The following is a 15570-nucleotide window of genomic DNA, read 5'->3' as shown; positions in this document are numbered from 1 at the left end:
ACTCAAAAAGGCGCTTTTCGCCTTGAAGAGTGAAGGTTTTCCGACCGGAAGGAGCTAGCCGGCGGAACTAGATTACATTCCTCTGTGAAAGTTTTACACCCTGTTACCTAGTTTTGAAGGAATTTAAAATTCCTTATTGACAGATTTACTTCTGTCAGTATAATAATAAGAGTCTGGTAATGATGGCGAAGAGGTCACACCCGTTCCCATACCGAACACGGAAGTTAAGCTCTTCAGCGCCAATGGTAGTTGGGACTTTGTCCCTGTGAGAGTAGGACGTTGCCAGGCTCACTTTTAAATAAGAGACTTTCTAACTTTATTGGTGAACCTTGAGAAGTTTTGCGTATGGATGTACCCTTTTTCATTCCGCAATAGCTCAGCGGTAGAGCAATCGGCTGTTAACCGATAGGTCGTAGGTTCGAATCCTACTTGCGGAGCCATGCTTCCATAGCTCAGTAGGTAGAGCACTTCCATGGTAAGGAAGAGGTCACCGGTTCAAGCCCGGTTGGAAGCTCTCGATAATTTATTATTTGGCCCGTTGGTCAAGCGGTTAAGACACCGCCCTTTCACGGCGGTAACACGGGTTCGATTCCCGTACGGGTCATCATTTTGGAGGATTAGCTCAGCTGGGAGAGCATCTGCCTTACAAGCAGAGGGTCGGCGGTTCGATCCCGTCATCCTCCACCATAATACGGAGGGGTAGCGAAGTGGCTAAACGCGGCGGACTGTAAATCCGCTCCCTCGGGTTCGGCGGTTCGAATCCGCCCCCCTCCACCATTTTATATGAAATACTTTAAATAAACGATATATCGTTTATTTAATTTGCTTTTTTAAACATATTGGGCTATAGCCAAGCGGTAAGGCAACGGACTTTGACTCCGTCATGCGTTGGTTCGAATCCAGCTAGCCCAGCCATAATATATGGGCCATTAGCTCAGTTGGTAGAGCATCTGACTCTTAATCAGAGGGTCGAAGGTTCGAACCCTTCATGACCCATTTTTTTGCGGAAGTAGTTCAGTGGTAGAATACAACCTTGCCAAGGTTGGGGTCGCGGGTTCGAATCCCGTCTTCCGCTTTGTTTAACATTGGGGCCTTAGCTCAGCTGGGAGAGCGCCTGCTTTGCACGCAGGAGGTCAGCGGTTCGATCCCGCTAGGCTCCACCAACTACATACACACACACAATTTCGTCGTAAACCTTGCATAGGTTTACGCTTTTTTTGTTGTAAGGAACGGTTCCTCCTATAGAAACACAGCCCTTCTTATTAACAGATAAAACTCTATTTTCTACTATTTCAAACGACTTCAGGATTCTAGTTATAGGACATTTCCTACCCTCCTCATTAGTAGTTTTGCATATATATCCAAAATAATGTGAAGTTGAATCAGAACGAACAAAACATTTAGAATATTCTATAATCACTTCATGTATTGCTTTCTTACCATAAGTATAGAAATCTGAAGAAATGTATATCTTCTAAAAAAAGGGTGGATTCGGGTTGAATGGATCGGCCCGAGGGAGGATTTAAACATGAATATTTCTATTATCGGAGTGCCTATGGATTTAGGGCAGGCACGTAGAGGTGTCGATATGGGCCCAAGTGCGATTCGCTATGCTGGTATTATCGACCGCATCAAGGCGTTAGGCTATGTTGTAGAGGATCTAGGAGATATTGCGGTAGATCACTTGCAGAATAAAGCAGGAACAGCAAATCCGAAATTAAAAAATGTAGAGCAAGTGATTCAAGTTTGCAATCAATTAGCCAAGGCAGTGGATGAAGTCATTCAGCTTCGCAAATTTCCTTTGATTTTAGGAGGCGATCACAGTATTGCGATTGGTTCCATTGCGGGTATTACAAAGCATTATAAAAACGTAGGAGTTATATGGTTCGATGCGCATGGTGATTTAAATACAGAGGAAACCACTCCATCAGGAAATATTCATGGCATGTCTTTAGCAGCTAGTATCGGTTACGGAAATGAACGTCTTACCCATTTGTATGATGTATTTCCTAAAGTAAAAAGAGAAAATGTGATTATCATTGGAGCTCGTTCATTAGATGAGGGAGAAAAAGAGTTGATTCATAGGCAAGGGCTGAAGGTATATACGATGCATGAGATTGATCGACTTGGTATGAGTACTGTCATGGAGGAGGCGATTGCTGCATTATCCGAATGCGACGGAATCCATCTTTCTCTTGATTTAGATGGAATGGATCCCCATGATGCTCCAGGAGTCGGTACACCGGTTACGGGAGGCTTAACATATCGAGAAAGTCACTTAGCGATGGAAATGCTTGCAGAATCAGGAATGATGATCTCGGCAGAATTTGTCGAAGTGAACCCTATTTTAGATGAAAAAAATAAGACTGCACAAGCAGCCGTTGCATTGATTGGATCATTATTAGGAGAAAAACTTAAGTAAACTACTTTACCCATATAATATTGTTAAGGAAATAGACGGTGATAAAGCCGTCTATTTTTCATATTGATTGAAGCCAATATCCCTGCTTAATTGTAATTGTGATGCTAATATTATATGGTATAATAAAGTGCAACTTCTAACAAGCAAGGAAGCTCGTCGCTTGCAAGAAGAGATAGTCAAATGGGAGAGAATATCAGCCATTTGGTTTTTGTAAATACATTCTGATGGAGGAAGGGTTAGAATGCCTTTTGGAGATATGACGGTGTTTTTAAATTATCTCAGTAATATAGTTGATATTGCCCTTGTGTGGCTAGTTATATATAAATTAATTCTCATTATTCGCGGTACGAAAGCCGTACAGCTGTTGAAGGGAATTATAGTCATTGTTGTCGTACGGATTTTGAGTTCATTGCTCAAATTGCATACATTGGAATGGTTAATGAACCAAGCATTGACATGGGGATTTCTTGCGATTATTATCATTTTTCAGCCAGAACTCCGTCGTGCATTAGAGCAGCTAGGGCGGGGAAGCTTGTTTTCTCGAGGTACTGGACCAGAGGAATCTGAAAAAGAAACATTTGTAAATGAAATCATAAAGGCATGTGAATATATGGCAAAACGGCGCATTGGAGCGCTTATTACCATTGAACGAGAGACGGGTATGGGGGATTATATTGAGACGGGTATTGCTATTGATGCAATAACTTCTGCTGAGCTTTTAATTAATATTTTTATCCCGAATACACCTCTTCACGATGGGGCTGTTATTATGCAAGGGGATACCCTTAAAGCAGCAGCTTGTTACCTTCCGCTTTCAGAGAGTCCTTTTATATCCAAGGAGCTCGGAACTAGACACCGTGCTGCTATTGGAATTAGTGAAGTAACTGATAGTGTGACGATCGTTGTTTCAGAGGAAACTGGACAGGTATCAATAACCAAAAATGGTGAGATTCATCGAAGCTTAAAACCGGGACAATTAAAAGAAATGCTGTTAAAAGAGCTTAGTGGAAATGAAAAAACCACTTCTTCTTCTTTGTGGAATTGGAGGAAAAAGCAAAATGGATAAGTGGATGGACAATACTTGGTTTTTAAAGGGAATTTCTTTATTGCTTGCACTTATGCTATTTATGGTTACCAGCTTAGATAAGCAGTCATCAGGAGGTCCGCTTCCTTCTACTGGTTTTCCAACAGGAGATACAACGGAAACCATTCAAGATGTAAATGTAACAGCACAGTATGATCAAGATAAATATGTAGTTACTGGTCTACCGAAAACAGTAAGTCTTACATTAGAAGGACAAAGCGGATTAATTACCGCTACAAAAATTAGTAAGCAATACGAGGTTGTGGCAAATTTAAAAGGATATGAACCAGGAACGTATGATGTGAATTTGGAATATCATAATATTCCGGAAAACTTAAAGGTGAAAATTCTCCCATCTAAGGTTCGCGTAACGATTGCAGAGAAAGTAAGAAAACAATTTCCAGTTGAAGTAGGCTTTTTAAATAGTGATCAGGTAAAGGGAAACTATGATGCTTCCAAAGTTTCTGTGAAGCCTGACACGATTGAAGTTGCCGGTACACTGGACCAATTAGATCAGGTAAGTCTAGTCAAGGTTTATGTAGACCTGAATGGCCTCAGCCAAACGGTAACGAAGGAAGCAAAAGTCGGAGTATATGATAAAAACGGAAATCCAATAGATATTCAAACGAATCCTACGGTTGTAAACGTAACGGTTCCAATCTCAAGTCCAGAGAAGCAGGTGCCTATTCAAATATCACAAAAAGGTACCTTGATGCAAGGAGTGACCCTTACAAGCATAACGACAGATCCGCAGGCTGTGACAATTTACGGACCGCAAAATGTACTAAATTCTATTGATTCAATCAATGGAATTGTAGTAGATTTAGATAAGATATCTGGTAACACAAGTTACGATGCGGATGTAATATTACCAGCAGGAGTTGAGAAAGCATCTCCAAGTAAGGTAAGGGTAAACGTTCAAGCACAAAAGCAGGAAACGAAATCATTTTCTGATGTTTCTCTGCAAGTACTTGGACTTGCAACTACGTATAACATGAATTTTGTTGATCCATCGACTGGAAAAATTGGTGTTGATGTAGTGGGTGATCCAAGTATTGTTGATAAATTATCATCTTCTCAAATTCAAGCTTCGATCAATGTGCAAAATCTAGCTCCCGGAACGTATGACGTACCGGTTCAAATAAATAATCCTATGAATGTAACAATGTTACAAAAACAAAAAACTGCTAAGATTCAAATTGTTAATAAAGGTTAAGTGAATGAAACAAAGGAGCGATTGTAGTTATGGGAAAATATTTTGGTACTGACGGTGTTCGTGGTGTTGCCAATAGCGAATTAACGCCTGAATTAGCTTTTAAGGTTGGTAGATTTGGGGGATATGTTCTTACGAAAAATGAAGAACGCCCGAAAGTGCTAATCGGTCGCGATACACGCGTATCAGGCCATATGCTAGAAGGTGCGCTTGTAGCTGGATTATTATCCATCGGTGCAGAAGTAATGCGATTAGGTGTTATCTCTACCCCTGGGGTGGCATACTTAACAAAAGCACTTGGAGCACATGCTGGTGTGATGATTTCCGCATCTCACAATCCTGTACAGGATAATGGTATTAAATTCTTTGGTCCGGATGGATTTAAACTATATGATGAACAAGAGCATGAAATAGAAGCGTTATTAGATAAGGAAACGGATGAGCTACCGCGTCCAATCGGCGGGGATTTAGGCCAAGTGAACGACTATTTTGAAGGTGGCCAAAAATATATACAATACTTAAAACAAACGATTGATGAAGATTTCGCGGGTATTCACGTTGCACTCGATTGTGCAAATGGAGCTACCTCTTCGCTTGCACCTTATTTATTTGCGGATTTAGATGCTGATATTTCTACAATGGGAACTGCTCCAAATGGAGTTAACATAAACGATGGTGTCGGCTCTACTCATCCACAGGCACTTGCTGCATTTGTGAAAGAAAAAGGAGCACATATCGGTCTTGCCTTTGACGGAGACGGTGACCGCTTAATTGCCGTTGATGAAAACGGTGAAATCGTAGACGGCGATCAAATTATGTACATCTGTGCAAAATATTTAAACGAAACAGGACGATTAAAGAATCATACAGTCGTATCTACCGTTATGAGTAACCTTGGTTTTTATAAAGCTATTGAAACGCATGAAATGAAAAGCGTGCGAACAGCAGTTGGCGATCGCTATGTAATGGAGGAAATGCGTAAGAATGGCTATAATCTTGGCGGTGAGCAATCCGGTCATATCATTTTCTTAGACCATATTACAACAGGTGACGGCATGCTAAGTGCTATTCAGCTTGTTAATATTATGAAGGTAACGCAGAAATCATTATCACAGCTTGCAGGTGAAATGAAGAAGTTCCCACAAACACTTGTAAATGTTCGTGTGGCAGATAAGAAGAAAGCACTTACTAACGAACGCATTCAAGCTATTATTAAAGAGGTAGAAGCAGAAATGGGCGAAGACGGCCGCATTCTCGTTCGTCCTTCTGGGACAGAGCCTCTTATTCGAGTGATGGCAGAAGCACCAACACAAGAGCTTTGTGATCAATATGTTGGTCGCATCGTAGAAGTTGTTAAAGAAGAAGCTGGCTTAAAATAGGAGCTTCCTATATATGCACAAGAAGAACCTTACTGTCTTCTTGTGCATATAATTTTATAACCGTTCAAAAAATTTTGTTTGACGGGAAAAGACCAGTTATTGTAAGATTAGTTTGTTCTTTTTCTCACTTTGGAAAGACCCAAGCGCCAGAGCTACAGAGGTAGTTGACGAGGAGGAGTTTTATCGAAGATTCGGCGGATGACTCCCAGTTGTTCATCACAACTGCAATCTCCTGTTAAAAGCATGAGGGTAACCTTATGGACAAAGGCAAGAGAGTGATGAGGGGAAAAGGACGATGGCACGTAAATACCTAAATAAAGAGAGGAAGGTGAAGTCGTTACGGGCTTACATGCACCAAGTAAGTAAGCACCCGGTCAAACGATCATGTACCGAGCTTACCTCCGTTATTGTCATGGAAACAGATCGGAATTAGGTTTTGGGAGAGGCTATTGTTAGATAGTAAGTCGCCGTAACGACGAAGAAGTATGTGTGGAATCGTTGGATATATTGGACAGCAGGATGCTAAGGAGATCTTGCTAAAGGGATTAGAAAAGCTTGAATATCGTGGTTATGACTCTGCAGGGATCGCACTGCAAGCTGATAATGGCGTTGTTGTGTTTAAGGAAAAGGGTCGGATTGCAAAGCTTCGTGAAATTGTAAATCCTGCTGTCACAGCAAACGTTGGAATTGGTCATACACGCTGGGCAACACACGGTGTACCAAGCAAAACGAATGCACATCCACATCAAAGTGAGACAAAACGCTTTACACTTGTACACAACGGTGTAATTGAAAACTATGAATTACTGAAAAAAGAATATTTACAAGATATTGCGTTTGAAAGTGAAACGGACACAGAAGTAATCGTACAGCTTGTGGATAAATTTGTACTGGAAGGCTTGAGCGCTGAAGAAGCCTTTCGCAAGACATTAACTCTATTGAATGGATCCTATGCCCTTGCCCTTCTTGACAAGGAAAATAAAAATGTGATCTACGTAGCAAAAAACAAAAGCCCGCTTCTAGTAGGGGTTGGTGATCATTTCAACGTAGTAGCAAGTGATGCAATGGCTATGCTACAAGTGACCGATCAATTTATCGAGCTAATGGATAAAGAGATGGTTATCGTTACAGATGCAAAAGTACAAATTAAAAACTTAGCTGGAGAAATGATTGAACGTGCACCATTCACAGCTGAATTAGATGCAAGCGACATTGAAAAGGGAACGTACCCACACTTCATGCTAAAAGAAATCGACGAACAGCCGCTTGTTATTCGTAACATCATTCAAAAGTATGAAAATGAAAAAGGCGAAATCGAGCTTTCTGAAGATATACGGAATGCGATTTTAGCTAGTGACCGCATTTATATTGTAGCCTGCGGAACAAGTTACCATGCAGGGCTCGTTGGAAAACAATTTATTGAACGCTTTGCCAAAATTCCAGTAGAAGTACACGTAGCAAGTGAATTCTCATACAATATGCCGCTTCTAACGGAAAAACCATTCTTTATTTATATCTCACAAAGCGGAGAAACAGCAGACAGCCGTGCTGTACTCGTACGTACAAATGAACTAGGCTACCCAGCTTTAACCATTACGAACGTACCAGGCTCAACGCTTTCCCGCGAAGCAAATTATACGTTGCTATTGCATGCAGGTCCGGAAATTGCTGTAGCATCAACAAAAGCATACACAGCACAATTAGCAGTTCTTTCTATCCTAGCAGCAGACCTGGCCAAAGCAAAGGGCTTATCCATCGGCTTTGACTTAAAACAAGAACTAGGAATCGTTGCATCAGCTATGGTTACATTATGCGGGCAAAAAGATGAAATGGATAAAATCGCAATCGAATATTTAACAATGACGCGTAACTGCTTCTTCATCGGTCGCAGCCTAGATTACTATGTAGGCCTAGAAGGTGCATTAAAGCTTAAAGAAATTTCATATATTCAAGCAGAAGGATTTGCAGGCGGTGAATTAAAGCACGGAACGATTGCTTTAATTGAAAACGGCACACCTGTTATTGCCCTTGCTACGCAAGAGCATGTAAACCTAGGTATCCGCGGTAACGTCAAAGAAGTAGTAGCCCGCGGTGCAAACCCATGCATCATCTCTATGAAGGGACTAGAAATGGATGGCGACCGCTTCGTCCTACCAGCTGTAAACGAAGCACTCACACCACTTCTATCTGTCGTTCCACTTCAACTAATCGCGTACTATGCAGCCTTGCATCGTGAATGCGACGTTGATAAGCCTCGTAACTTAGCTAAGTCTGTTACGGTAGAGTGATTGGGGTTGAAATGAAATTAAAATTGTTCACCGACATTAGTGTTGGTAAATAAACAATATAGTTTGTAACTAAACACTAATGTTAGTAACCGTACATCAAAGTTAGTAACTACAAACCAAAATGTAAAGTGTTAATAACATTGCTGCTTGTTTTACAAAAATTTAATTATTAGTGATTAAAAGTAGAGATATATGGAAATTACTCTTGATAAAATAAACAGACAATTGAGTTGCCAATAAAGTTATAAATTACTTTTGAACAATTCAGTGAATAGGATGAGTAAAATGATGGATTTAACATTTTACAATTTCATATGTATAGACTTTGAAGACCTTGCTCAGAATGAGCAGGGTCTTTTTTCATAGAGTCTATATACAGAGTCTATATATAGAGTCTATATACAGAGTCTAAGTATAGAGTCTACACAAAAAGCTTAGATAAGAGTCCATTTAAAGAGAAAGAGGAAATAAAAATGAGTCAGGCTAAAAGGATTAAGACATTTCAAGAAAACAGAATAAAGAATGGTTATGGACAAGGTGTTGGGAAAGACTATAAACCATTTATTCAAGCACATGACAATAAAGTAGCATCTGAAGGTTGGATAACTAGACACTTGGGGTGGAAAACTCAAAGAATTCACCATACTCTATCTAAACATGAAAGAAGATATTTATATTTTTTGGAATGGATGGATGAAGTAGTTGACATAAGAGAACAGTTTCCTTTACTTCCACAAAGCAGGACAGAAGAAATAGCTAAACAACTTGGTATAAAGCACGCACATGTTGACGGGGTTCCAGTTGTAATGACTACCGATTTTGTTATCACTTTAAAAACTTCGAGCGGATTAGTTGATTTAGTTCGAACCGTGAAACCAGCATCGAAGTTAAGCAAGCGTACTTTAGAGTTATTTGAAATAGAAAGGAGGTTCTTTCAAGAACAGGGTATTGGTTGGGGAATCATCACTGAAAAAAGAATGCCCGATACATTTATATCAAATATAGAGTGGATGCATGAAGGGCGATATTTAGATACCCGACCTAACGTAGATGAAGAACTAGTTTCACTAATTAAGAATGATCTTTTTAAAATAATATTTCATGATGAAGGTAATACCTCGATTAGCAAGTTATGTCTTCGGTGCGATAGTAAATTTGGAATTGAGTCTGGAACAAGTATGTTCATCTTAAAACACATGTTAGCAACAAAAAAATGGGGCATAGACATGAATACCAAGATAAATAACTCAAATCCATTAATTATAGTTAATTTGGAAGATGAAGAATACAAAGAGTCAATTAGTTAAAAATGGATTAGGATGGAGGGCTTAGTATGTTGATTTATGAAAATAGTGTTATTGAGTTGCTTAACCTAGAGTTAAAAACGGATCGAATCATACGCATACTTTGGTTATCACCCGATAAAGAAGAGGTCTATGTAGTAGATATAAATGATCACAAAAAAGTGACATTTCCATATGCTCTTAAATACAACGAACTTTTAAATGATTTAGAAGAGGGTAAAGCAAGAGTATTAAAAGTGGATCCAGATTTAAGATTAATTTCACCTGATGAAGTATACCTAGCAAAGTACAAAGCAAGTCGAGATACTAACTGGAATATTATAAAGGACATTGTGTACAAGGAGCCTGAAATATATATATCAAACTATCGGGGAGCAATGGTTGAGGAGACTAGAGAGAAAACTGGAAGATCAAAAAAAGAAATATATAGATTACTTAAGAGATACTGGTTTTATGGTAAAACAAAAAATGCTCTCTTAAAAAACTACTTTGATTGTGGTATCACTACAAAACCAAGGGAATATTCAAAGAAACCTGGACCAAAACCAAAGGATGGCAATGCATGGATTGTCACAGAAAGTGATAAAGAGATTTTCAGAAAGGCTGTAAAAAAATTTCATGTTGATGGAAAAATGAACCTTACTGCAACCCATCAACATATGTGTGAAGAATGGTATCATACTGGTTTTTATCGTAAACATGGTGTAATGGTTCCAATAGTAGAACCAGAAAAAGCTCCTTCCTTACGACAATTTACTTATTGGTATAACAATGAATATTCGTATTTTCAAAAATATTCCAATCGAAGAGGGAAAAGAAAAGCAGAAATGAACACTAGAGCATTTCAGGGCGATCCAACAGAGAGATCATTAAGTATAGGATATTTATATGAAATAGATTCAACACCTGCGGATATAATCTTAGTTGCGGAGGACAGAGAAACTATAATTGGGACACCTACATTATATATTGTAAAAGATGTTAAAAGTCGAATGATTGTAGGATTCCATGCTAGTTTAGCCAATGCTTCTAAAATTGAACTTATGGTTGCAATGGTTAATGCAGCATCAGATAAAGTTCAGTTTTGTAGACAATACGGGATTGAGATAAATGAAAGTGATTGGCCATGTAAAAATTTGCCTATGTATCTGGTAGGTGACCGAGGTGAACTGAAGGGGAAATGGGCGGAAAATCTAGTTAATATTAAGGTTGAAGTTGATAATGCTCCATCTTATCGTGGAGATTTAAAGCCTTTTGTTGAACAACATTTTAGGTTAACCAATAATGAAATTCGTGAGCTGCTATATAAGGCAGGAGCAAAACCTCCAAAAATGATAGAACGGGGGGATGAGGATCCAACCCGTAAGGCAGCGTTAACTATATATGAATTTACCCAATTCATGATTATTCAAACTATTGCTTTTAATAAGAGTGCACTCCCGAAAGAGTATTTTGTGACTAAGGAAATGTTCCATGAAAAAGTTGAATTAACTCCTTGTGGTGTATGGGAATGGGGTGAAAGTAAATCACTCTTACACGAAGAGCCACATGATTTACTTATATATAATTTACTACCTAAAGAAAAGGGTACTGTAACAAGATGGGGCATTGACTTTATGGGAATGTGTTATACAAGCGACCTAGGGTTGGAAAATGGCTGGTTTGTTGAAAAAAGAATAGATGGAAAGAAGGAAATCGATATTAGTTATGATCCTAGGAATGTTAGTAGCATTTTTATCCGTTTAAAAAATGGAAAAATAGAGCAATGTGTACTTACCGAAAAGTATAAAGAGTATAGTGGATTACATTTAGAGGATGTTAAGGCAATCATGAAATATAAAAAAGATGAAATTAAAAATAAAGAGAAAGAAGAAAAGCAACATAAAGCAGTACTCCATGCCTTTGCAGAGAATCTGGCTAAAGAAGCAATTAAAAAAACAAAGGATGCAACTGAAGAAATGAGTATTGCTCAGCGGCAAAAAAACAAGCGGGAAACAAAAAAATCAGAAAGTAGAACAGTGGGGAGTCAGAATGCTTTAACTGCAATTAATCTCAAAGGGAAAGAAAAAGATAATAGTCCAGTAGCTGAAGTAATTTCTTTTCATAAGGAAAATCAAGAAGTACCACTTGGTAACATAAATGAAATTCAAAAGTTATTTGGATTAAAAAGTAAAGAAAGGAGAAGAGAACGTGGTTCTTTCGAATGAAGGGCAAGGTGATTTAAAAGGTATACATTGTAAAGCGGAATATAAAGAACAAATAATAAAGGAAAATCAAGGAAATCCATTCATTGAAGCTATGCCTCAACGTTTGGAAGTTGATGAGTTCTATGAAAAACTTTATTCATCACCTACTTACAAAGATGAATATTTAAATTTAGGTGTAGAAGATAGATTAGAATTAGTACAGCAAATCAAGCCAAGTTTCTGGATGCCCTTTCCAAGTCATTATGATAAATACCGAGCTTTATACAACATGATAAAAATAGGATATCAATCAAGGAACCCCTTACTACCGATGTATAACCGACAATTTGCGCTAGGGTGGGATAAAATTCTAGAGAGTGGTTTAGATGAAAATGGAGCTAATCTTGCGGGGAATATCCAAACAGCTCAGAGTTTAGCAGAAATTGGATTAAGTGGCATGGGAAAGAGTAAAGTATACGAACGTATTCTTAAATTACTGTTTCCTCAGGTTATACACCATAACGAATACAAAGATAGAAAATTACTATTACTTATGAAACAGGTAGTTTGGCTAAAAATTGAGTGTCCTAGTGGTAAATCAGTTGGAGCACTAACTAAAAATTTTTATGCAGCTGTGGATGAATTACTGGGTAGTAATTATTATGAAAAACACGGTGAAAAGGGCGGAACAATTGATAATTTGGCAAAGAGAATGGTGAAAATAGCCGCACAAATAAATCTTGGTGTATTAATTATTGATGAGATACAAAATGTGCATAAAGCCCATTCTGGTGGAGATCAGCGTGTGATAAATTTTATAACTGAGTTAGTTAATACAATAGGAATACCGGTAATTATCATAGGGACGTTTAAAGCGATGTACCTTTTTGAAAAATCCTTGGCTAATTCACGCCGAGCTATTTCAGACATGTACGTTGAGAATATTACGAGTTTTTTATTAGAAGAAAGCTGGGAGTGGAACGAATTTATTGAAAATCTTTGGGATCAGCAGTACACAATAAAATACACGCCATTAACAGCTGACATTAAAAAGACTATGTATATTCGTACTTTAGGAATTCCAGATATAGCTGTTAAACTATTCATACATGTTCAAGCAAAAGCTATTTTAAGCGAATCAGAAGAGAAAATCACTATATCACTTATAAATGAAATTGCTTCTAAAAGTTTACGTATTCTCCAACCTGTCTTTGATAAGATTCTTAGGGGAGGCAACAATTCTGATTTGGAGAAGTTAGAAGATGCCCAACCTGAATGGGGTTCATTTAATGAATATATCAAACAGGCTGTATACCAAGTTAATTTGTCTGGGAAATCATCTAAGGACCATTCTAGAGCTAATCAGCAACGAAATAAGGAAGATACTCTTGTAGAACTTTTTAACTTTGCATCAAATCTTGTTCCAAATACTGAATTGGCTGAATCTTTTGCAAAATCTGTTTATCAAGCCAGTGATGGGATGGGAGAAAAACAAACAATGTATACGCAACTAGCTCAATTAGCGTTAGCAGCAAAGGGACAAAACGTTGAAGTATCATCTAAGGAAAAAGATAATACTTTACCAAAAAGAAAAACGGGGAAAAAAATAAAACCTATGTTAGAAGAGGAAGATATAAGATTCATTGTAAAACAGGGGCTTGTAAATGGGATGTCTTATGAGGAATCACTATATGAAGCAGGGATAGTAAAGGATTGTGATGAACTGCTTAGGCATATTCATTAATATATAATTGGGGGACATATGATTTGTTAGTATATTTTCCTGAACCGTATCCAAATGAAGATTTTAGAAGCGTAATATTTCGTTACCACCATCGATCAGGTAATGTAGACATGAAAGACACTAAAAAAGAGTTATTCGATATTGCTTCAGGCAACTTAAGACCCTTTCCAAGAAATATTTCCAGTCTACTAAAAAAACTACCTGTTGAAAACTGTGCCTTGAAAGAAAAATTTCTTTCCTGTACTTGGTTTTCGTTATTTAAACCATTTTTATCAAAAGAAAGATTATCGCTGATAGAAATGGATATATTATACGGTAAAAGTCAAAATAGTTATGTAGGTAGAATACCTAATCAAAGAAATACACTGGTACTGTCGAAAACAATAAAATATTGCATAATATGCATGCAAGAAGATTTTAAGAGGAATGGGGAAATTTATGTACACTTAGAACATCAAATAGATTTTCTAGATTTTTGTCCAACCCATTTTATTAAATTAGACGAAAATTGCCCGAAATGCAGTACTCCTTTCTCAGACTCAATTAAAGGAGTATTATCGATAAAACCTTGTTGCTATGGTACTGATTATCAAAAGATTGAGAAGAATAAAATAAATAAATTTAAATTAAATTTATTTAGTGAATTACAATCTTTCAAAAATCATGCAGCAAATATGGAGTCTCATATTTTATATGCAAAAATTATTGCTATGCTCGGGAAAAATGGCTATATCGATTTGAGAGGATATATAAAAAAGCGTAGGATAATTAATGATTTAGTTAAATACTATCAGGTTGATTGTCTAAATTCAGTAAGTATATTCCCAGAATCTTTGATAAAAAGAAATAATCAGTATTTTTTAAATCATAAATATATGTCACAATTTATTATTTTATACATCCTTCTTATTTTATTTTTAGAGGGCTCAATAAAAAGTTGGACTGAACAGAAGGAGTATTATTCTGTTCCAATACCTTTTGGAATCGGCCCATGGCCTTGTTACAATCCCGTATGTCCTTCCTTTCAATTATATAATTCAATAAATAAGTGCAAACGTACTATTACCGAAAAAAACAATATAGGAAGATTCATCTGCCCAATTTGTGGGTTTGAATATATAAAAAAAGAATCCCCAGAAGATAGTGACAACTCTAGTATTTTTCAATTGGAAAAGTGGGGGTTTTTATGGGAGAGCAAAGTACAAGAATTATATAACAATGGATATAAAGTTAAGGAAATTGCTGACCTCACAGGGTCTCCTAAAAGGACAATAAGAGAATGTTTAAATAAATTTAAAAATGATTTTTTTGAGGATACAAGCAGTCCTAAAAAGTTGATAGATGACTTAGAAAAAACAGAAATCTTTCGAGGGTTAATTGAAGTAGCGGCTTCTTGTGAAGAGGGAGCTAAAAAGTCCTATAGGGATAAAATTATAAATTATTTGCAGAAGTCCCATGGAAATCTAACAAGAATGGATGTTAGGAAAATCGCACCAAAAGAATACTTGTGGATTTTAAAAAATGATAAAAAGTGGCTGAAGGAGATCTTGCCTCCAGTTAGGCACATACAAAATTACGAATTAATAGATGTTGAGTTGAAATTTAAAGTCAGAAAAGCTGCGGAAATGGTATTAGCTTCTAATCCATCGTTTCGTATAAGAAAATATAACATAATGAATATCTTAGACCCTAAAGATAAAAACCGTTTACTAAATCATAAGGAAAAACTACCTAAAACTATTGCAGAGCTAGATTCACATATAGAAAGTGTTGAAGATTATCAAGTACGACATATTCCAATCATTGTCTCACAACTAAAATCATATAGGTATGTAAATGGAACATTAAACAGTATCCTTGCGTTTCGTAGGTCATATCGTAATTGTTCAGAAGAAACAAAGCAAAGAATAGTTGAAGTACTGGAAAAAATACAAAAAGGTATGTAGACAG

10 protein-coding genes, 9 tRNA genes and 1 rRNA gene are annotated in these 15570 nt (G+C 37.3%); all 20 read left to right on the top strand.

Features of this window, described 5'->3' with window-relative positions:
* Positions 1–172 precede the first annotated feature (172 nt).
* Positions 173–288 (top strand): 5S ribosomal RNA (gene rrf / locus ACM5BR_RS17340).
* A gap of 77 nt (positions 289–365) precedes the next feature.
* Positions 366–440, top strand: a tRNA-Asn gene (locus ACM5BR_RS17335).
* A 1-nt stretch (position 441) separates the two neighbouring features.
* Positions 442–514, top strand: a tRNA-Thr gene (locus tag ACM5BR_RS17330).
* Between the two features lie 18 nt (positions 515–532).
* Positions 533–604: transfer RNA gene (locus tag ACM5BR_RS17325), tRNA-Glu, on the top strand.
* A 7-nt stretch (positions 605–611) separates the two neighbouring features.
* Positions 612–687 (top strand) — tRNA-Val (locus tag ACM5BR_RS17320).
* Between the two features lie 6 nt (positions 688–693).
* Positions 694–777: transfer RNA gene (locus ACM5BR_RS17315), tRNA-Tyr, on the top strand.
* A 63-nt stretch (positions 778–840) separates the two neighbouring features.
* Positions 841–915 (top strand) — tRNA-Gln (locus ACM5BR_RS17310).
* An 8-nt stretch (positions 916–923) separates the two neighbouring features.
* Positions 924–996: transfer RNA gene (locus tag ACM5BR_RS17305), tRNA-Lys, on the top strand.
* A gap of 7 nt (positions 997–1003) precedes the next feature.
* Positions 1004–1075 (top strand) — tRNA-Gly (locus ACM5BR_RS17300).
* A 12-nt stretch (positions 1076–1087) separates the two neighbouring features.
* Positions 1088–1163: transfer RNA gene (locus ACM5BR_RS17295), tRNA-Ala, on the top strand.
* Positions 1164–1528: 365 nt separating this feature from the next.
* Complete coding sequence (gene rocF, locus ACM5BR_RS17290) at positions 1529–2422, top strand: arginase (protein WP_416829311.1); 894 nt, start codon at positions 1529–1531, stop codon at positions 2420–2422.
* Between the two features lie 241 nt (positions 2423–2663).
* Positions 2664–3488 carry a diadenylate cyclase CdaA gene (cdaA, locus tag ACM5BR_RS17285; RefSeq protein ID WP_416829309.1) on the top strand — a complete coding sequence of 275 codons (825 nt, stop codon included), beginning with the start codon at positions 2664–2666 and terminating at the stop codon, positions 3486–3488.
* Complete coding sequence (locus ACM5BR_RS17280) at positions 3481–4722, top strand: CdaR family protein (RefSeq protein ID WP_416829307.1); 1242 nt, start codon at positions 3481–3483, stop codon at positions 4720–4722. Before cdaA ends, ACM5BR_RS17280 begins: the two co-directional genes overlap by 8 nt.
* A gap of 29 nt (positions 4723–4751) precedes the next feature.
* Complete coding sequence (gene glmM / locus ACM5BR_RS17275; protein ID WP_416829306.1) at positions 4752–6098, top strand: phosphoglucosamine mutase; 1347 nt, start codon at positions 4752–4754, stop codon at positions 6096–6098.
* Between the two features lie 295 nt (positions 6099–6393).
* On the top strand, positions 6394–6531 hold the full coding sequence (locus ACM5BR_RS17270) for a hypothetical protein (RefSeq protein ID WP_416829304.1): 138 nt from the start codon (positions 6394–6396) through the stop codon (positions 6529–6531).
* A gap of 52 nt (positions 6532–6583) precedes the next feature.
* Positions 6584–8386, top strand: coding sequence for a glutamine--fructose-6-phosphate transaminase (isomerizing) (gene glmS, locus ACM5BR_RS17265; RefSeq protein ID WP_416829302.1), 1803 nt, complete (start codon positions 6584–6586; stop codon positions 8384–8386).
* A gap of 473 nt (positions 8387–8859) precedes the next feature.
* Positions 8860–9693, top strand: a complete 834-nt coding sequence (locus ACM5BR_RS17260) for a TnsA endonuclease N-terminal domain-containing protein (protein WP_416829300.1) — start codon at positions 8860–8862, stop codon at positions 9691–9693.
* Positions 9694–9719: 26 nt separating this feature from the next.
* Positions 9720–11897, top strand: coding sequence for a Mu transposase C-terminal domain-containing protein (locus tag ACM5BR_RS17255; RefSeq protein WP_416829298.1), 2178 nt, complete (start codon positions 9720–9722; stop codon positions 11895–11897).
* Positions 11881–13620, top strand: coding sequence for an ATP-binding protein (locus tag ACM5BR_RS17250; RefSeq protein WP_416829297.1), 1740 nt, complete (start codon positions 11881–11883; stop codon positions 13618–13620). Before ACM5BR_RS17255 ends, ACM5BR_RS17250 begins: the two co-directional genes overlap by 17 nt.
* A gap of 23 nt (positions 13621–13643) precedes the next feature.
* The gene (locus ACM5BR_RS17245; protein WP_416829295.1) at positions 13644–15566 is read left to right on the top strand and encodes a TnsD family Tn7-like transposition protein; all 1923 of its coding nucleotides are present in this window, start codon (positions 13644–13646) and stop codon (positions 15564–15566) included.
* Positions 15567–15570 lie beyond the last annotated feature (4 nt).

Origin of the sequence: Ectobacillus polymachus (genome assembly GCF_048159605.1) — a bacterium.
In the GTDB taxonomy this organism is placed as follows: Bacteria; Bacillota; Bacilli; order Bacillales; family Bacillaceae_G; genus Ectobacillus; species Ectobacillus polymachus.
This window is presented reverse-complemented; position numbering and strand designations above follow the sequence as displayed.